The 18,660-nt window shown below is 44.3% G+C and carries 20 protein-coding genes; 9 read left to right on the forward strand and 11 right to left on the reverse strand.

All coding sequences use genetic code 11. The annotated features are described in order from the left end of the window. Window positions 1-251: 251 nt before the first annotated feature. The 5 genes from LS482_RS08625 to LS482_RS08645 form a co-directional block, all read right to left on the reverse strand. Window positions 252-809: a hypothetical protein gene (locus tag LS482_RS08625; RefSeq protein WP_233031375.1), complete on the reverse strand. Its 558-nt coding sequence runs from the start codon at window positions 807-809 to the stop codon at window positions 252-254. 2 nt (window positions 810-811) lie between these two features. Next, the gene (locus LS482_RS08630; RefSeq protein WP_233031376.1) at window positions 812-1,450 is read right to left on the reverse strand and encodes a hypothetical protein; all 639 of its coding nucleotides are present in this window, start codon (window positions 1,448-1,450) and stop codon (window positions 812-814) included. 753 nt (window positions 1,451-2,203) lie between these two features. Next, complete coding sequence (locus LS482_RS08635) at window positions 2,204-2,749, reverse strand: C40 family peptidase (protein ID WP_233031377.1); 546 nt, start codon at window positions 2,747-2,749, stop codon at window positions 2,204-2,206. Further along, window positions 2,668-3,129, reverse strand: a complete 462-nt coding sequence (locus LS482_RS08640) for a hypothetical protein (protein ID WP_233031378.1) — start codon at window positions 3,127-3,129, stop codon at window positions 2,668-2,670. The genes LS482_RS08635 and LS482_RS08640 overlap by 82 nt, the downstream gene beginning before the upstream one ends. Before the next feature lie 78 nt (window positions 3,130-3,207). Next, window positions 3,208-3,528, reverse strand: coding sequence for a hypothetical protein (locus tag LS482_RS08645; RefSeq protein ID WP_233031379.1), 321 nt, complete (start codon window positions 3,526-3,528; stop codon window positions 3,208-3,210). 31 nt (window positions 3,529-3,559) lie between these two features. On the opposite strand from LS482_RS08645, the gene LS482_RS08650 reads away from it, so the two are divergent. Continuing rightward, window positions 3,560-4,003: an ester cyclase gene (locus LS482_RS08650; RefSeq protein WP_233031380.1), complete on the forward strand. Its 444-nt coding sequence runs from the start codon at window positions 3,560-3,562 to the stop codon at window positions 4,001-4,003. A 17-nt stretch (window positions 4,004-4,020) separates the two neighbouring features. Continuing rightward, window positions 4,021-4,830: an alpha/beta fold hydrolase gene (locus tag LS482_RS08655; RefSeq protein WP_233031381.1), complete on the forward strand. Its 810-nt coding sequence runs from the start codon at window positions 4,021-4,023 to the stop codon at window positions 4,828-4,830. A gap of 133 nt (window positions 4,831-4,963) precedes the next feature. On the opposite strand, the gene LS482_RS08660 is transcribed toward LS482_RS08655, so the two are convergent. Continuing rightward, window positions 4,964-5,293, reverse strand: a complete 330-nt coding sequence (locus LS482_RS08660) for a hypothetical protein (protein WP_233031382.1) — start codon at window positions 5,291-5,293, stop codon at window positions 4,964-4,966. Between the two features lie 586 nt (window positions 5,294-5,879). Between LS482_RS08660 and LS482_RS08665 the strand changes: the two genes are divergently transcribed. The 3 genes from LS482_RS08665 (at window position 5,880) to LS482_RS08675 (ending at window position 7,956) form a co-directional block, all read left to right on the forward strand. Continuing rightward, window positions 5,880-6,263: a DUF7793 family protein gene (locus LS482_RS08665; RefSeq protein WP_233031383.1), complete on the forward strand. Its 384-nt coding sequence runs from the start codon at window positions 5,880-5,882 to the stop codon at window positions 6,261-6,263. Between the two features lie 34 nt (window positions 6,264-6,297). Beyond that, on the forward strand, window positions 6,298-7,203 hold the full coding sequence (locus LS482_RS08670) for a helix-turn-helix transcriptional regulator (protein ID WP_233031384.1): 906 nt from the start codon (window positions 6,298-6,300) through the stop codon (window positions 7,201-7,203). Between the two features lie 453 nt (window positions 7,204-7,656). Next, window positions 7,657-7,956, forward strand: coding sequence for a hypothetical protein (locus LS482_RS08675; protein WP_233031385.1), 300 nt, complete (start codon window positions 7,657-7,659; stop codon window positions 7,954-7,956). Between the two features lie 48 nt (window positions 7,957-8,004). Here LS482_RS08675 and LS482_RS08680 read toward each other — a convergent pair whose 3' ends face one another. From LS482_RS08680 to LS482_RS08695, 4 genes are all read right to left on the reverse strand, one after another. Next, window positions 8,005-9,441 carry a TlpA family protein disulfide reductase gene (locus tag LS482_RS08680; RefSeq protein WP_233031386.1) on the reverse strand — a complete coding sequence of 479 codons (1,437 nt, stop codon included), beginning with the start codon at window positions 9,439-9,441 and terminating at the stop codon, window positions 8,005-8,007. Window positions 9,442-9,582: 141 nt separating this feature from the next. Then, window positions 9,583-10,953: a RagB/SusD family nutrient uptake outer membrane protein gene (locus LS482_RS08685; protein WP_233031387.1), complete on the reverse strand. Its 1,371-nt coding sequence runs from the start codon at window positions 10,951-10,953 to the stop codon at window positions 9,583-9,585. 3 nt (window positions 10,954-10,956) lie between these two features. After that, window positions 10,957-14,208: a SusC/RagA family TonB-linked outer membrane protein gene (locus LS482_RS08690; RefSeq protein ID WP_233031388.1), complete on the reverse strand. Its 3,252-nt coding sequence runs from the start codon at window positions 14,206-14,208 to the stop codon at window positions 10,957-10,959. Window positions 14,209-14,312: 104 nt separating this feature from the next. After that, complete coding sequence (locus LS482_RS08695; RefSeq protein ID WP_233031389.1) at window positions 14,313-14,462, reverse strand: hypothetical protein; 150 nt, start codon at window positions 14,460-14,462, stop codon at window positions 14,313-14,315. Window positions 14,463-15,147: 685 nt separating this feature from the next. Between LS482_RS08695 and LS482_RS21765 the strand changes: the two genes are divergently transcribed. The 4 genes from LS482_RS21765 (at window position 15,148) to LS482_RS08710 (ending at window position 17,270) form a co-directional block, all read left to right on the forward strand. Continuing rightward, on the forward strand, window positions 15,148-15,411 hold the full coding sequence (locus LS482_RS21765) for a helix-turn-helix transcriptional regulator (RefSeq protein WP_367890599.1): 264 nt from the start codon (window positions 15,148-15,150) through the stop codon (window positions 15,409-15,411). A gap of 160 nt (window positions 15,412-15,571) precedes the next feature. Beyond that, window positions 15,572-16,150, forward strand: a complete 579-nt coding sequence (locus LS482_RS08700) for an MjaI family restriction endonuclease (protein WP_233031390.1) — start codon at window positions 15,572-15,574, stop codon at window positions 16,148-16,150. Window positions 16,151-16,164: 14 nt separating this feature from the next. Next, window positions 16,165-16,509 carry a hypothetical protein gene (locus LS482_RS08705; protein WP_233031391.1) on the forward strand — a complete coding sequence of 115 codons (345 nt, stop codon included), beginning with the start codon at window positions 16,165-16,167 and terminating at the stop codon, window positions 16,507-16,509. A 5-nt stretch (window positions 16,510-16,514) separates the two neighbouring features. Then, on the forward strand, window positions 16,515-17,270 hold the full coding sequence (locus LS482_RS08710; RefSeq protein ID WP_233031392.1) for an MjaI family restriction endonuclease: 756 nt from the start codon (window positions 16,515-16,517) through the stop codon (window positions 17,268-17,270). Here the strand turns inward: LS482_RS08710 and LS482_RS08715 are convergent. Then, window positions 17,267-18,385, reverse strand: a complete 1,119-nt coding sequence (locus LS482_RS08715; RefSeq protein ID WP_233031393.1) for a DNA-methyltransferase — start codon at window positions 18,383-18,385, stop codon at window positions 17,267-17,269. The genes LS482_RS08710 and LS482_RS08715 overlap by 4 nt on opposite strands. Window positions 18,386-18,660 lie beyond the last annotated feature (275 nt).

An 18,660-nucleotide genomic window follows, 5' to 3' on the forward strand; every position in this document is an offset into this window, starting at 1 on the left:
AGAACCTTCCCGGCAGCCGGGAAGGTTCTGTTTACCATCCAGGGAGACCGCTATGCTGCGCTATGGACCTCCTTAACGGTAAAGGGCACAGGAAGTGAATACAAACCCGGTCGGGTTAGCAGTAAACACAGTAGCCTGTGAATATATACGCAAATACAAAAGCGGCGAACCGGTTTCAGTCCGCCGCTTAAGGGGTGGCCTTTACGGCCCGCCCTCCCCGGCTCAGTGAATACACATTCCCTTAAATGGGGTTATCGGGGCTTCTTCGGGAACAAAAATCCTGACAGGTTCCACCACCGGAAATGCTTCCGGAGCACAAGGGCAAGGATCACAAGGACTATGACCGCCATGGCGATCAACCACCAGCACCAGCCTGTTGCACCGGTACGTTCTACGTCCTTTGCTTCGTATCGCTGTGCTTCCGCGGTATGGCTGCTGTCGTTCAGGCTGCGTTTTTCCCGCAGGGTATGGTTGTGGTGTTCCTTTTGCAATGCATCCAAAACGGTGTGACGCTTGCCGTAGATCACCACCTTTTCGGCTTCCCCGCTAAAGCCCGATCCGGGGTGATAGCTAAAGCGGCCTACGGGTTCGATAGCCACCGCTTCCAGCTGTTGACCGGCTTCATGTACCCGGACCACCGACAAGCTGTCGAGCTGTTCGACGGACATGGCGCGGAAGCCGAGTATACGGGCTTCCCGGCGCTCTTTCATTTCGCTTTGCCGGTGGCGTCCCGATAAATATCGGGAGGTACTGCAGGCCATCATACAGCAGCCGGCCCAAAGGATGAATAGTTTTGGCAGTGTGTCCATGATCATTCCTGTACTACGGCCCGCATCGATGATACGGGGCTCCAGGCACTTATCCCGTTCTTGTTGCGCGCCCGGACCCGGAAATAATACGTTACACCATCCTCCACGGGCGCATGGAAATTACCGCGTGAGTTCGACGTACGGCCGATAGATTGCCATACGGGCTGCCCGTTCGCATTCACCGTATCGGCGATCTGCATCTCGTACTCGTAGGCTTCCCGTACCGCCGGGAAATCCAGTAAGATCTCGCCCGGCCTCCGCGAAGCGCGGATACGCGTCCATTCACAGGCCCCGGGGACACCGATACTGCCGGGGGTGGCTACGGGATAGAAGCCCGAACTGAGCTGTACGGAAGCCAGGTTAGTAAAGTTGTTGATATAGGTCGTCACCCGCCGCATCATGGTAACCAGGGCGGCGCGGGCTTCCTCCTTTTCCTTCGTTTCCCGGAGGTTGCCACCCGCAGCGGTAATGGCCTGTTTCTCCAGGTAATCCTCTGCTACGGGGGCGTATTCCTCCAACGGGGGGTTCAGCTCCGGGAAATTCGTGTTCTCCCCCAGGGCATCCAGGGTGCGTGTGGCCAGTACGGCCAGTTCGCCATCCGTAAGATGGGTATAATTCGTGATTAATTTCGGTCGTCTCATTTTTTTTAGTTTTTTGATGTTATACGTTTTGATTTATTTGAATTCATACAGCTCCTCCCTCCCGATAGTCATCGGGATGACAAAGGGAGGTGGGCGGACTTTAGTCCGGTCGGAGGGTTAGAAATCCCAAGCCATAGGAAAACCTGAATGTTTTGGAATAATCCCGTGACCCGGGCCGGGGAGTTTTGACAAACGCAAACCTTAGCGTGTTTGCCTTAACGTTTGAGGGAATCCCTATGGCTTGGGATTTCTAACCCTCCCCCCTTGCTACGCTCGGGTACCTTCCTTCATCTGAAGGGAGGAGCTTTTAGGGGCTTATAAATCTGGAATATTCGTCTTTAATACTAACTCAATAGCATTGCCTAAAGACAAGCGCATACTTGCCGGGAGACGCTTTCTTTTTGGTTTGAGTGTTTTTCCAAAACCATAACAAGTATGCGTCTTTGCCAGCCCTTTGGGCGTGGCAATCTCCCGGAGGCTGGCAACATACCCCGGCTGATATGCAGAGGCCTGTATGTGCTGTACTTCCGTGTGCCCCCCCTGCCCCCCCTCAAGGGGGGAATCTTTGATCTTTTGGAAGATAAGATTGGTCTTTACGGGCTTTAGGCTTCTTAAAAAACGGCCATAACATTTTTAAGCAGATGAATAATCCCCCCTTGAGGGGGGACACAGGGGGGTGTCACCCTTCGTCTCCAAAAACTTTTCTGCCGGCATCGGCACAGCCCCGTTTAAACAAACCCGGAGCCTTCTGCGCTAACCCCCCGTCCACCGGGCAATAACGGCAAGGGTGCGAACGGGGCGCCGTTTACGTACCACGGCATTATGGACATTGCCTTCTACCGTATAGGCCCAGTTACCTGTCCACCGGTCGATAAAGCCGGCGTGGGCTATACGGCCCGGGCGGGCATAGTAAAGGCCAAAGACATCGCCGGCGCGGGGGGTTTTCTGCCCAACCGGTTCTCGTTTGCGTGTAACGGAAACGAGGGCCTCTTTTTTTGTCCGGATCACCTTACGCTCCGGGAACAGCGAAGGGCTCCAGGGCGTTCGGGGTTGTGCGTAGCCCGCCCGGCCATGGCACCAGCTGACAAAGGCCGCGCACCATTCGTGGCTTTCCGGAAGCCCGCAATACCGCAGGTACTCCGCAATACGCGGGCCGTCGTTACGGCCGGTGGCTTCCTTTACGCCCAACTCGGCCGTGTATACCCGGCGCAGGGCGCTTACATCAGTTGCGAAAGCCAGGTGGCCATACCCCAGAACAAGGATACATATCCACCCAGGTACATACATACGTGTTGCCATGAGCTTAGTTTTATGGAATGTGTGGTAAAAGTGCTGTCCAGCAGCCGTCTGAAGCTGCGGTACAGTTGTGTGGCCAACAGGCCGGCCAGCAGGTGGCAGGCGGCTGTGCCCAACAGCACCAGGAGCAGCAGGCTCAGGGTGCCGGCATCTACTACCGCCGCGGTGGGGTCTGCCAGCCGCAGCAGCGGTCCGGCATACAGGAAGGCCGATAACAGGATAAGGAGCAGGACGGCCTGTTTTGCCCATCTTCGCAGGTGCCGGGGTCGCGGCCCCTGGGCCCGGTTGTGCAGGAAGTCGATATAGTCGTCTTCCGGTTTTACTTTCCACAGCGGGAACTGTTCCGGCTGCGGGGGGCTTTGGATTTCTTTTTGTGTGTTCATTGTTTTTGTTTTTTATGGTTAATTCCAGAGTACGGTCTCTTTGTGATCATCACAAACATAGCGGGCGTATGGCGGGTATCAAAATTCGCGAACAACTACGAACAGTCTGCGAACAACTACGGACAGTACTGTTCGCGAAAGGCAGGGGGTTTTTAGTTTTGGAGTTGGGGAGTCCTGGAGTTTTGGAGTTGGGGAGTCTTGGAGTTTTGGAGTTGGGGAGTTTTGGAGTTGGGGAGTCTCGGAGACCCGGAGAAATTTTATCTCATCCTCTCTCACCTTCTCCTCAACTAAAAAAGCCGCCCCGAAAAATGCGGAACGGCTATGCGCTCTTTTCTTATCGATATGTATAATATAAAATGTAGCAAAATCCGGGTTTTCCATACCTTCTTTCATTTCCATATTTGCCGTATACATTCAAAATACAGAAATCATGAAAACAAACAAAGAAATTGTGGCACACTGGTTTGAAGCAGCCTGGGGAGAACGTTACATGCCTGAGGTTATAGATGAATTGGCGGCACCCGATATCATGATGCAGTATCCTCTGCACGGGCGGCAAATGGGTTCTGCAGCCATAATACAAATGCTAAACCGGCTAAGGGAAGCCTTTCCGGATTTAAAATTCAGGGTGGTCGGAGATCTCATTGCAGAAAATGATTATGTCGTTGGTCGTTGGGAAGGTGGGGGAACTCACACTGGTCCTGCATTTTCAGATTTACCTGCCGGCTCGCTTCCGGAAAACAGCGGAAAGACGATTCGTTTTACCGGAATCACCACTTTTAAGGTGATCAACGGCAAGATTTTGGAAGAAATTGGTGAAGAAGATGCCCTGAAAGCCGGTTTGCAACTCGGTGTTGTAAAAGTAAATGATTAAGAAACGGTTTAAGTATTATGAAAAATTTAATAACCATCCTTCTGCTTGCAGCATCTGTGTCATCTGCCATGGGTTATGAAAACAGGAGTATAACGAACGGGAAAAAGACCTTTATACTCATCCACGGGTCATGGCACAGTGCCTGGAACTGGTTTAGAGTAACACCCTTACTGGAGCAACAAGGGCATCGCGTAATAGCGCCCGATCTGCCCGGAATGGGAAGGGATAAAACTCCGGTTGAAGCGGTAAGATTTGAAAAAACAGTGCAAAAGATGTGTGATCTGATCGATACCTTACCCGGAAAAGTAATCCTGGTGGGACACAGCAAAAATGGCGTATTAATATCGCAAATAGCAGAATACCGTCCCGAAAAAATAGAAAAGCTGGTTTACCTCGCGGCAGTTCTGGCTCATAACGGCGCATCGGCTGTAGACTTGTTTAAACTGGACAAGAAGGAAGTTCTGGGCCCTTACATCACCTATCATCCGGAAAGCAATTCTTCGACCTTAGATCCGGAAATATATAAAGAAGGGCTGTACCACGACTGTGATGACGAAATTACTGAAATGGCCAAAGTAATCCTGAGCAATGAGCCCCGGCAAACGGCTACAGCCAGGATCTCAATTACAGCTGAAAATTACGAAAGCGTGCCCCGGTATTATATAGCATGTACCGAAGATAGAGCAATTACGCCTGCGTTGCAACGAAAAATGTATACAGATATGCCTTGTATAAAAGTATACAAAATGGCAACCAGTCATTCTCCATTTTTTAGCAAACCACAAGAACTTGTAGCTATTCTTCTTGAAATTGCACATGAGGGATAGCAAAGTTGATGTCACATCAGGAACATTTTGTGATAAACGATAAAGCCGTTATCAGAAAATTTATTCGCGATAACGGCTTTGTTACCTCTCAATAACTCCACAACTCCTCAACTAAAAAACACTGCCCACCCGGTCAGGCGGCCTGTTGCCGGGGGGAGTTTCCCCGGTCGAGTTTGCGGTAGGGCAAATGACTTCGTTCGTGTGCGTTTTTCAGGTTCCGCACAGCGTGGCGTTCGAAATAGTCGCGGTTGCCGATGCGGAGTTTGGGGAAGAGGAGTTTGTTTTTGACGTGTTTGTAGAAGGTGGTCCGGCCAATGCCCAGCTCCCGCAGTATCCAGGTGACCTCCACCAGGTCGGGCAGGTCCACCTCTTTCGGGGCCTTGGGTCTGAAATATTCCCGGAGCAACTTCCTGATCTCCCGCAGTTCGCGCAGGATCAAATGCGATATATTGGTCGTTTCCATAGATTAGGTGTTGGTGTTATTCAAATCCGGCATTGCTGTGATGCCATGGCAGCATGCTTTCACCGGGGTAGGTTCGGGCCGGCTTTCGGCCCTTTCTGGTGCATGTGGATCGTATCGTAAAGTGGGTTCGGTTTAAGATGACATTTTACGTGTTGACTGTAAACAGTTTACCATAAAGCAGTACTGTTCCCCCCCCCCCCGAGCCCTTCGGCACTTCGATTATACGCAGTGCAGGCAAGCTCAGGGCTCGACCTGACAGACATTAAGTTGCCCCACTGTTTCTCTGCATGATGTCAATCGAACTCACGTTATTGTAAAAACAAAAAACTGTTTCCTAAAGGTTCGGAACAGAGCTTTGTTGCCAAAAATCTTTTCGAATTTAGGTAATTTCAGCCGTTTTACCGGGCCTTTAAGGATAAATACTCCTTGCACCCGACTAAATAATCCCCCTACCGGAAAGACCGGCCGCTAAAGCCAATAAATCTGCAGACTTACAAAGTATATTCCGGGCGAAAAGCCGGGAAGCCCGGGAAACCATAACAAATAATTTTACTAATTTGTATGGAAATTTCTTTAACCAACCCGTATGACCACTGATACCGACCCTATAGAAAACGCGATTGCCCGGCTGTGGATCGACAACGGAATTTTATATATTGTCTACAAGCCGGATACCATACTCGACCTCGACAATGCCCGGAAGATCACGGCAGACCGACTTTTGCTGCAGCGGCAGCGTGTTTATCCCATATTTGTGGATTTCCGCGGCGTAAGGTATGCCAAAAGGGCCGCCCGGGAATATTTTGCACGCGAAGGTTCCGTACTTATGCGGGCTGTAGGCGTATTTCTCGCTTTTCCCTATAACCAGGCCATTGTAAACTTTTACCTGGAAGCGAACACTCCTCCCGTTCCTACCCGGTCTTTTACAGATAAGCCCAGTACCCTGAACTACCTGAAATCCTTTACCTGAATTTTCGAAGACTTTACCTCATATCCTTTTTATCATGGAAAACAATTATGTCACTTTCCCTTATTGTTACTTTAAAAAACGCATGCGAGAACTGGAACGATTCCTTATTGAACTAGGGTGCGGCGACTTTGAGACCCGTATCGAATTCTACGGAAAAGGCGATCCCATAGAAGGGCTGGTTACTACGGCGAATATGACGGGCGAAGAGATCGAGCACTTTTTCAGGGACCGGAATCCCACAATCCTGTTCCCGGGAAGTTCCCTCACTTCGTATACCTCTTTTATCCTGGACAACGACTTGCGGATATGGTTGGTTTGCGAAAAGACCGCCCGGGCACTTTCCCTGGACCGTATGCAAGTGCAGGACCAGCCTTTTTGTTCGCTTCTTGCCAGGGAATCGCAGGAACACTGGGCACATATAAAAGCCATGCTGGACCGTGAAGAAAACGTGGAAGATCCCGTAGAGCTATCCTTCGCACTCCCTAACGGGCTTACCCGCCCTGTGTATTGCAAAGTATCCACACTGTACCGGAACCGGGAAAAAATGCGTGCCATAACCGTCCTGGTCAATAAACCGCAACCCCCGAAGCGAAAAAAGAAAAACCGGGTAAGCCTGCATCCCGCAGATATTAAAATCCTACAACAGGTGAAACGCATGGTAATGCAATTCCCTGAAAGGAAACTCCCCACCCTGGAAGTCCTGGCACGCCAATACGGTACGAACGAGTACAAGCTCAAACACGGCTTTAAGGACCTCTACGGCACCACCATATTCAAACTGCAACGCAAAGAGCGGCTGAGAAGGGCCGAAACCCTGATAGCATACACCGACCTCCCGTTTAAAAGCATTGCGCGAAACATAGGCTACAGCCTCTCGCATTTCTACGAAGCTTTTAAGGTGGAATACGGTAAATCGCCGGGGAGCCTCAGAAAAAGCTGAGGAGTGGAAGGACCGGTTGCAGGTTCCAAGTTGCAGGTTGCGGGTTGCGGGTTTGGGCCCTGAGCCCTTCGACATCCCGATAACCATCGGGACCAGGATATACTAAAGCCGAAGGGCGGGTCCCGCCAGGGACGCCACGCCACAAAAAACATCCGTGTATCCGTGGTAAAAAACAACGCCACAGTTCACCAACTCCCCCACTCCATCCCGATCCCGATGGTTATCGGGATATCGGGACTCAAAAACTCCCGCTGCCCGAATACTTTATCCGTGTACCGGAAAGATTACGCCCTAACTTTACGGTATAAAAACGAACCGTGTAAAGTAATCCTTAATCACCGTACCCGGAAAAACGAATACTACCCAAACATAAAAATATTTATTGCGCGATAAATGCAGGAGAAGCCGAAAACCTGGTAGACAGAGTAGGCGTAATTTTTAAATTTTTTAATAATGAAAAAGTTCAAATTTGCCATAGCGGCTATGGTTATAGCCGTTGGCGTAATCGGAGCGTTTGCGTTTGGTAATGCAGACGATAAAGAACCTGTCAAGGAAGAAGCTCAAACCACCTATTATGCAATTAGAGTCGAGGGCACGAACAACTTTTTCTGGTCCGATAATCAGGCTGACATTGCAGGCAAAGAGTGTTTAACTCTTCCAGGTGCATCATGTAGTGTTGAAGCTACTTCTCAGCCAGATGACAACACAAACCCTGATCTAACTCCGGATAATCAGGCTTGGCAAGAGCCTTGATTTTTTGAAACAAAGCGTGTCAGCAAAAATGATTTGCTGACACGTTTTTTAGATTTTCTCCCGGATCAAATTTTCTAAATCTTCTCCATCATCCAACCGTGGGTCAATCGCCTTTCTCATCATTTTTCCCTCGGGGTTGATAAGAATTATGGTCGGATACCCACGTACCTCGTAATTCTTGATCATAGAATGTTCTCTGCCTCTGCCACCAGTGAATAATTTAATGGAATTGTTAAAAGTATATTCACCTTCAGAAACACTTTTTAACCATGTTTTTTTACTTCTATCGGCACACACGCTAAGAAATACAACAGGAAAGGGCTTGAATTTCTTTGCTACCTTTGCAAGATAAGGGGTCATCTGTTTACATGGGCCACATCCGGTAAACCAGAAATCGAGGACAACTACTTTTCCCTTGAAATCAGAAAGCGAATACTGCTTTCCATTTTTATCTGATAACGAAAAATCGAAAGCATCGATGCCCTCAATGTGCTTTTTCGTCATACGCTCAATAAGTTTTTTGTAGGAATCGTTTTCGATGCTGTTCAATGCCATATTCCTGTATTTTGTCAGACTATCTGATTTTAAGTTTTTAATAATCAGGTAGGTTAAACACTTTTCTCTTAGCTCGTCTGACAGCGTTTTATCCATAAAGCGGTAACAGTCGCCCAATTGAAATTTTCTGCCTGCCACTGTACAGGAATCATATTCGAATTTTTCAATGAGATAGTTTGGAAAACTCCTAAGTTCGGTATGCAGTGAAGAATCGATAACTCTATTACTGGTGGTATCCTTGAACGAGTAACCTACATCTTCGCCCTTCTTTTTGATGCCATTAAACAACCAGTATTTAATAACTTCGGAGCCATAACTAAAATCAAGGCGGATTATGTTAAATGCACGCTTTGACATCTTTCCTTTCCAAGTATCTAAATATTGAAGTAAAACCGAATCTACGGAATCTTTATACGTAAATGCTGCTTTGAGATTGGCATCACGGTCTACAAAACTGCTATAAACCGAATTGTCTGTCATTTTCCTTTCCATTTTGTATAGAGAATATTGACAATTAAATTTTTCGGCATTTCTCCCTTCGAATTTAAAGTCCCCTTCATCGTAACATAAATTCGCCTTATCTCCAGGCATAATGGTAAAGTATGCCCGCTGAAAGGAGTCGGCCTGTTTTTTATCGGGAACCCTGTTCATTGGAATACGAACCCGCATTGTTAATGGGCAGTTTATTCGACTCCATTCAAAGAAAAACTTCCGGTCTTTGACCACCGCTGTGTATACACTATCTGTTCTTTCGTTACCAATAACAAATTCAGTTAAAACTATACTGATGGAATCACCATCTTCTAAAAAATCCAGGTCACCACTGATAGAAGTAATTTGCTTAAAATCGTAATCCCGGTTTTTATCAGTTCGGCAAGATACTATTTGAGAAAGAATAATTAATATGAGTAATTGAATATGTGTTTTCATCTGTTTATTTTTTTATTGTTTTTCAATGGTCAGATGTAACCTTTGATGACTAAAATAATCATGGCTCTGTGAGTCTAAAGATGATTTTAGTCATGTCGGTTTCATTTTTTAATACACTAAGAGTTAATGTCAATTATAGAATTATCTTGGATTTTGCTGCAACCCATTAAGAACCGTCTCCGAATCGGGAAGGGGTAGCGCATAGCGCGGATCATTGGGAGGCAGCGTGTATGTTTGCCCATTGATCGTTCTTGTAAGCGTTACTTTAAAGCGATCTTCCTTATTTAACCGGCGTAAGTCTGTCCATCGAAGACCGCGAAATATTAACTCTTTCCTGCGCTCATTCAGAACTAAATCAAGCGCGTCTTCAGCATTAGCCGCCTCATATGGTTTAAATTCGGCATCACTGTTCCACCTATGAGATAAAAGGGTATTCAGATCATTTATTGCCGCTCCTGCCTCCCCGTTACGAGCATAGCATTCAGCACGGATCAGGTAAATTTCATCCGTAGCAATTCCACTGTAAGGATAACCGTTATAATTATAGGTTCCTGTAAAAGTATAGTCCCCCGAACTGTTGATTGTAAATAACAAGGTTTTTCTTAAATCGTTATCATTGTAAGTGGCGATCAAAGCGGGATCAATTATTGCCCTGGTTCTCGATGTCACCCGGGTAGTTGTTAATGACGTATGAAAAGCGTCCTCGCCTAAAAAATCGGTATGAATCGAATAACTTGTCCGTGAAAGTGAATTATAATCCGTCAGTTCACTATTCCGGTGTAAATATTCATCTGCATATTGCAACGCCTGGTCGTAATTACCGATAGCCAAATATATACGGCTCAGAAAGCCTAAAGTTGCCAGTCCGGACGGTTGGGTTTTGTAGGTGACCTCAGGCGGCAAGAGGTTAAGCGCTTCTTTTAGATCCTTTAAAATCTGATCATAGCATTCTTTTACGGTATGCCTTGTTACCCTGACATTCAGATTAGCTGTTAGCCTTAAAGGGATACCCAAATCCGTTTCGGATGTGACAGGGTCATATGGCATAGCATAGGTCTGCACCAGGTTGTAAAAAGCCCAGGAGCGAAAAAAGAGGGCCATCCCTTTCACCCTGTTGAAGTCATTTTGTTGAGATGGACTTATGGTTAGTCTTTCTATACCTTCCAATACGGTATTGGCATAATAGACCTGTGTATAGGCGTTTCTCCATTCGTTTTCACCATAAGTTTCACCCTCATAGATATCCCTGGCCCATATGTAGGCATTTCTGTATGTGTTGACCGATATCGTATTGTAGTCATCGGATGATACCAAGCCTAATGCCGGATCTCTAAACAGGTTGAAAACAGTATTGTTTTTTAACAGCTTTTCATAATCATCTAATGTAGCAGGTACAATCAATGATTGATTGGGCTTAGTATCTAAAAATTCCTCTTCCCATGTACACCCATTGATTACCGTACAGATCATGAGCGCAAGAATACCTTTTGCAGTTGTATATCGGAGATTCATGTTCTAAAATTTAATGTTTAAGCCAAATGATAAAGAAAACGGAGCAGGATATCCGCCTGCATAAATATCAGGGTCTATATGATGGTTATTCGCTCTCCATAGGATGCCTATATTGTTTAAATAACTATATAGTTGAATAGAAGCTACCTCGCCATTTGTAATCCGGGATATATCCCAGTCATACTTCAAGGTAATGTCCTGGAGGCGTATGTGATCTCCCCGTTCAACAAAAATTTCAGATTGCGTATAAAAACTTTGGCGGGCGGAATTTACAGGTGGTACTTGCATTGAAGGTATATGGGTTCTGAGCTTGTCGCCGGGTTGCTGCCACCGGTCATAATAATCGGAGTGAATAAATAATCCATTATTATAAATTACCCCGTTTTCGATGGTATTCCTTCTGAAATAGTAATTTGCTTTAAAAAGCAGGTTAAAAGAAACTGAAAACCGCTTATAGGAAAACGTATTTCTAAAAGAACCGAATGTGGTTGGACGTGCCGATCCATGATAGACCAAATCGTCAACGGTTGTTCCTGACCGGATCCGGTTGTAATCCGTGCTCAGCTTTCCGTCTACGTATCCCTGCGGGTCTCCGGTATCCGATGTCAGACCTCCCCACTTATAGCTATAAACACCAAATAGACTGTTTCCTTCTATGGGTTGAACAACACCTGGTCTTATGCCGACCAATAAACTTAATGGAGAAATATCAAGATGGTATTGGGTCACAATATCTTTTACATAACTAAACAGAAGATTTGAAGTCCACTTGAAAGTTCCTTTATGGATATTGATTGAGCTTAAATGGATATCAATACCGTTGGTTCTGACATTCGAAGTATTGCCGTAATACGAATCTAATCCCGTTGATCCGGGAATTTGGCTGAGGCCAAACAGATCTTCTCCCGATTTTATGTAATATTCAACGGAGCCAGTAACGATTTGATTCTTAAGACCAAAGTCCAGCCCGATGTTCAACGTCTTTATCCGTTCCCACCTCAAATCCGGATTTCCGGGATTAACGATGGAGGCGTATGGTGTTCCGTAAAACCAGGAACGACTCAGGGACCGGAACGTAGCAACAGCTGTGACCGATTTATCGATATTCCCGTTTGCACCATAGGTGAGACGGATTTTCCCATAGGGCAGAAAGCCTACATTGTAAAAGTTTTCGTTAGAAAAATTCCATGCCAACCCGGTCGAGAACAACGGGACTGCCTTTTGGTTGGTGTTTACTCCAAATAGATTTGACTTGTCTATCCGCCCGCTTACCGAAATAGTATACCTGTTGTCATAAGTATAACTTCCATTTCCAAAATAAGAGAGGTATCGGTCATTGAGTTGGGTTGTGCCAATATTATTCGGGATAACCCGTGAACCAGCGGGTATGGTGGGAAATGATGTGGTATAATCAACATTGGTAAATGCCAGGTTTTCCTTATTATAACCGTATAAGGTGTTTGAATTTGACTTAGTAACCGTTTCGTTGACTTCTGTTCCCAAAAGCGCAACCACTTCATGTGCCTGCCAGCCTTTTGAGTAGTCTAATTGCCCCCTTGCCCGGTGCGATGTTAATGTGGTGTGGGATTCCTGCAGTATGCCACCCAACGGTACGGGATACCGATCTTCGCTATTCAACCGGGTAAATTGGTTAATCAGGTCACGTGTGTGGTAGGTATCCTGGCTATAATGATCATTGTTTTGAGTACCGGCCCTTTCGTATTGGTACTGGAGGGATAGCTTAAGCTCATTCCCGATATCGTAATTTAGTCTTGTATTGAACCTATTGTGAATTTGTGACTGACGATTGTCGGCAAACCGCATTTCATCATAAGGTCTGTAATGCCAGTCTAAAAGGCGCCCTTCTCCAACCGTATCAATATATGCTGGATTTCTACGTGCTACGGCAAGCGCTTCTCCGGTTTTATCATTAACCAGATCGAGATAAGGGGGTGTCGGAAAAAGAGATGAGTTCAGTTGCTGAACAGCATCGTTTGATTTTGTATTACTATAAGTCAAATTTGCTGTTCCGGTAATAGTAAGCCGTTCCATTGGCGAAAGTTCTACCTGCAATCCTATCGTAGTGCGTGCATTATCGTTACCAATTGCTGTACTTCTATGAGTGTCGTGGCCAAGCGAAAAATAATATGTACTATTCGCTGAACCGCCACGCATATTAACCGCGTACTGGTTGTTAATACTGCTTTGATAAAAATATTTCTTTAAATCATCCCTGTAATCATTGTTTCGGTAAGCATCGATCTGCCGATACCCCGCTTCACTATCCAAATTTCCCTTTTTAATCTGGTCAAGAATATGGACGACCGGGGTTACCGCGGGAAATCCGGACGTATTATCTAACGTAGTATTGTAGTATCCATCGTGAAAGTTATCAATTTCCAGATCAATATAATCATTGGAAGAAATGCCAAGCATAGGTTTATAATAAAGGTCAGGTTTGTTTCCGATGGTGGTATTGATATTGGCTTCTATCCGGATCTTTTGATTAAGGCGTCCTTTTTTCGTTGTTATTACAATAACACCATTTCCGGATTTCACTCCCCATATACTTGAAGCTGCAGCATCTTTTAAAATTGTAATATCTTCAATATCGTTGGGATTGAGGTTTGAAATGGGACCATCATACGGAAAATTGTCTACAACGATGAGAGGCTGGTCGTTTGCAAACAGGGTTGTATGCCCCCGGATATTCAAATCAAGCCCTCCGTCTGCGCTTTCCGGAGTGTTTTTGTTAAATAAGAGACCGGGAACATTACCTTCGAGACGTTCCAGAATATTCGGGCTTACCCTTTGGTTGAGAAGTTCATTATCGGCATGAACAAAAGAGCCTGTGGAACGCTCTCCGGGTAATTGTTGATACCCCGTATTCAGCACAACTTCATCCAAAGCAACTACATCCTCTTCCAACTGCACATTTAAAACTTCCCTTCCGGAAACGGGAAACTCCACTTTCTTAAACCCCACAAACGAATACACCAAAGTATCCTGAGAAGAGGCCATAATCGAATAGCTCCCGTCAAAATCAGAAATCGTCCCCTGCCCTTTTCCAGACACTACGATATTCACGCCCCCTAAAGGCTCCCCGTTCCTATCAGTAACCGTCCCGGTAATTTGGTGTTGCGCAGTAGTTTGAAAAGGTGGCGAAGCCAAAAGTGGCACAGGCAGGTTAAGTAAAATAAAGGCAATAGATATGGGGCACCAGCAGGACAGGCCTACTAATGTGGTGATCTTCATAGTTTTAATATTTGAGTGTTAGTGAATACTCCCCATACCCGTGGGGTAAGACGTATGGATATGGTTTACCGTAAAAGGGGTGTGCGGTTGCGGAAAGGTTCTTTCTAAGCAGACGATCCCTGCCGGAGTTTTTGTATATCGTTTGCAATTTCCTCCATCAGGGTCTTGTTGCTTTCCTGTAATTCCCGGAAGGTTGCCATTTCCGCGCTCCATGCTTCCCGGAGCTGTTCCAATTTTTGGTGTGTTTTTTTCATAATAAGTGTGTTAATGTATTAAGTTTTAAAAACCGGCCACCGCGGCCAATAAGAAAACAAATTGAATTTGCTCGTAAAGAGAAAACCGCTTACCTTTATTGGCATTGCGTATAACCATGAAATGCAGCGGTCTTTTACCCTGTGGCAAAACCTATTGTGTTTTCCGCGGGTACGGGGCCGGTTGTGCCCTCGTTATTCAAGGGCCCATTTTAGTTTTTTTGAAATAAAATGTAGCGATTGGAGTTGGAGCTGGCTGTTTTGGCACAGGGCAAAGCCTGTTGCCGTAAAATGCTCTGGTGGGTGTGTTTTTCTCGTTTTCATAGTCTCGATGATTATGTAAACGACATGCACTCGGGAAGCTTAGGAATAACCATATTGGAAAAAACCAATAGGGCAGTCTCAATGCTTTGAACGTGGTACCGCTAAGAACCGCCAAGCCGAAACCTGGTTCCCCAAAGACTTACATGAGACCCGCCCTATCGGACTATTATAGCAAAGATAATAAATCCAATAGATAGCGAGCTCACGGCCGACTCATAGGGAAAATTAGCGGTTTTCGTTTATGAGTGACATCGTTAGTGATGCATTATTTAACGCTTCACTGTATTGTCGCCTGTTATTAACAATACAAACATACAAAGTTTGCCGTTTAACGACAAACTTTTTTAAATAAAAATCTAATTCAATGAGTAACACTAATAGATTAGACGAAGTATTTACAAAAAGAAAAATTACCAATAGGGTCGTTGCCAAATACGTAAAAAGGTCAGAAGGCACAGTATCTAAATGGCGAAATAACAAAAGACAACCCTCTGTACATGAGCTCAACAAAATCGCAGAACTTCTAAGAGAGGATATTAGAAACCTTTTGCATAAGAGTGATTGGTCAGAGAGTAAGGCTCCTACATACTTAGAATTTAAAAGTCAACTCAAAAAAGACAATAGGTAATGCATAAGCTTAATTATCCCATACGATTTTTTGAATTAGAGATTAATACTGCTGATAATACAATAGAAGCGTGTGGATATGCGTAACCCTAAATGGCATCCTGATGAAATACTTTTAGCGCTATCCTAAAATTAACCTTTAACCAATTATTCAAACATATATGAAAAAGATTAAAATCCCCAATAGCGAAGTCCGGGAATTAGTATCAGGCAAAACCTATAGCTTTCCGAAATATACCACTCAGTTAATGAATTTAGCAAACTCGAATGCCCAGGGTACAAGACCTCATGTTGTGGGGCAAATGAGTGATCTTATCCAGGAATTTCCAGGCAGGACCATTAGTGGATGGCAAAAGTGGTACTTGGAAAAGCAACCAGAAGCTATCGAAAATGCTACAGAAAAGGTATACGCCATGATTCGACAGTTCCAGGAGGTTATTGATGAGATTGATAAGGAAATGGTCAGAAATTGGGTTGAAGAGTTAGTGATTATAAAAACATTTTCGGGCTTAAGGTTTCAGGATGCTATTTTAAAGCGGGTGGGCCAAGCAAAAAGCACCACTTGCAGGTTAGCTATGCCGGAAGAAGAAAGCAGAGGTATCGACGGGTATATCGGTGATATGCCGGTAAGCATTAAACCTATTTCCTATAAGAGCAAAATATTAAATGAACGGATTGATGCATCGCTGATTTTCTATAACAAAAAAAAGGATGGTATAACGATAGAGTATGACTTCTAAAATAGCAAATGTCTATGTTTACACAAGAACAAATACAAGCATTGTTAAATGTTTTACCGGAAAGAAAGGAGGATGCAATTAATGCTCCTGAATTAGCACGAGCTTTGGGCTATTCGTCTTTACCAAACCAGGAAGAATTAAGAGCCCTTATCAGGCAAGCAATTCGGGAGAATCATCTAATAGGAAGCGACAATAGTGGTTATTGGCTGATAAATAGTCTTGATGAATTAGAAGATATCTTAGATTCACTGGAACGAAGAGCTAAAAGGACATGTGATAGAAGGAATCATTTGCTAAATGCCTGGAATGAGAAATACCCAGACAATTTATCAATTAAAATCAGTAAAGATGTAAATTAAAATCTATGCAAGAATTCACGTTAAGTATTGATCCCAATAAATTCAGGTCGACCAATTCTTCCTGGAACAACTTAATGCTTAATGCCCCCTGGTCCGTAGGTTATGTTACAACTTTAATTGAGCTTACTTCATTTAAGCAAAAAGAGGATTGGGAAGATTTTTATTATCAAAGCGGAGAACAACGCGAAGAATTAATATCTGGCTTAACTCCTGAGCAACAGAATATATTAAATGATGCGTCTTTGGTACTCATTAATAAAACTGCCATTAACCAACTAAGCTGGGATATGAGAAATTTAAATACGCAATACGGCAGAACTAAGAAAAGATTGCAGGACAAAGGTCTTATTCTGTATGAATCGGTAAAAGACAACGGATGGGGCTTAACTATTGAGGAATGTATCGAATGCGTGCGTTTTCGGGTCATTTGTGAAACCTGGAATGGGGTAATCGTCAGGGAAAAAAATACTGTTGAAAAACTAAAACAGCTATTCCCCCAAACCGAATTTAGAAAAGTAAGCGGAGAAAAAGACCACACTTATGCTGTAGATTATGAGCTATATAAAAACAGCGTTTTAACCGTAGCTATTCAAATAAAACCTAAATCATACACCTGGAACGCACCCTATATTCAAAAAGCAAAAAATGCGAATAGGCGTAAAAATCAAAAATATTTAGACGAATTCGGAGTCCAGGTTTTTGATGTCATTGCCGACAGTAAAGGAAATATTCTAAATTCTGATATCCTTAAAAAACTTTAGACAACTCCTACGGTAGAATCTAATTTCTTTTTATCCAAAATTGATGTATCAACAGGTGCCGCCGTTACATAATCGGCCATAAACGATAAATCATCTTTTGGATATATCTGTTCCACCAGCCGAAACCTGATCCCGGTTTCCTGTTTGGTCATTACCGGTAATCGCAGGTTTTCATTAGAATGTTTTATCTCCCCTTTTTTGGCATCGGCATTTCTTTCATTAATGAAATCCATATGCTTTTCAATCCTGTTTCGGATAATGGCATTGTAAAAATCTGCCGGGGCCGATGTTATATTATCCGTTATGATTTTCTGAAACATGGGGTCAATTTCATAACCCACACTATTCCTGTTGGAGGCGATAGCCGCAAGCGATGTTGTTCCGGTACCTAAAAACGGGTCTAAAACAGTATCTCCCTGCACAGAGTACATATTAATAAGCCGGTATGGTAATTCGAAAGGGAAGGCTGCACTTCTTTTTCTCGTTTCGGAATTCTCAATTTTTTGTTTGCTCCCCTTAAAATCCCATAAATCTGAAAACCAGATATTTCTTTCTTCCCAAAAGAACGAGCTTTCTCTTCTTCTTACTTTATCCGCTTCCGTATTAAACTTTCTTTTCCCTCCTTTTCTGAAAACAAGAATCCACTCATGCTCTAACGTAACATAAGCCCCCGATGGCAACATTCCCGACCCCATAAACTTGTTTGGTGCGTTGGTTTGTTTTCTCCAGATAATATTGGGGAGATTCGGTACTCCCAGTTTTTGAAATGCATTTATAATTCTTGCGTGATTGGGATAGAGGGCAAACTCATTATTTATCGTCCTTGTGGCGTCTCCGATGTTAATGCAGGCAAAACCTCCGGGCATTAGCACTCTTTCCACCTCTGCCCATACTTTGTCCAGCTCTGAATGCATCTGTTCGAACCCTTCGGCTCCTTTACCGCAATCAAGCGATGTCCGAATTTCAGGATTTTGTCTGGCCATTACATCATCCCACATTTCAATCATGGGATATGGTGGTGAGGTAACAACAAGAGCTATGGAATTGTCTTCTACCTGCTCCATTTTTTGAGCAGCCCCGATAATTACCCTATGATTTGTTGATTCTGATTTCATTTCACAAACTTATTAAAATCCACACACTATTTTATTGATATCAATCCGTTTTTTAGTCCGGTCAAATAACAAAATGCTGGCTTGTATGTATATGTTGCATGAATAACAGGCTAATATGTGCTGCTCATTACTGAAGTTTTTTCAAAATGGTATAAAGGTTTTAATCTTCTTTTTTTATGGTTTTACGGGAATCCGTATGTTGTTTTAATGGCTTTTCTCTTTCTTTGAGGATGAAACAAATTCATCTCATTAATTTTTAATACATTTAAACTGGA

Origin of the sequence: Sinomicrobium kalidii (assembly GCF_021183825.1) — a bacterium.
GTDB classification, from domain to species: domain Bacteria; phylum Bacteroidota; class Bacteroidia; order Flavobacteriales; family Flavobacteriaceae; genus Sinomicrobium; species Sinomicrobium kalidii.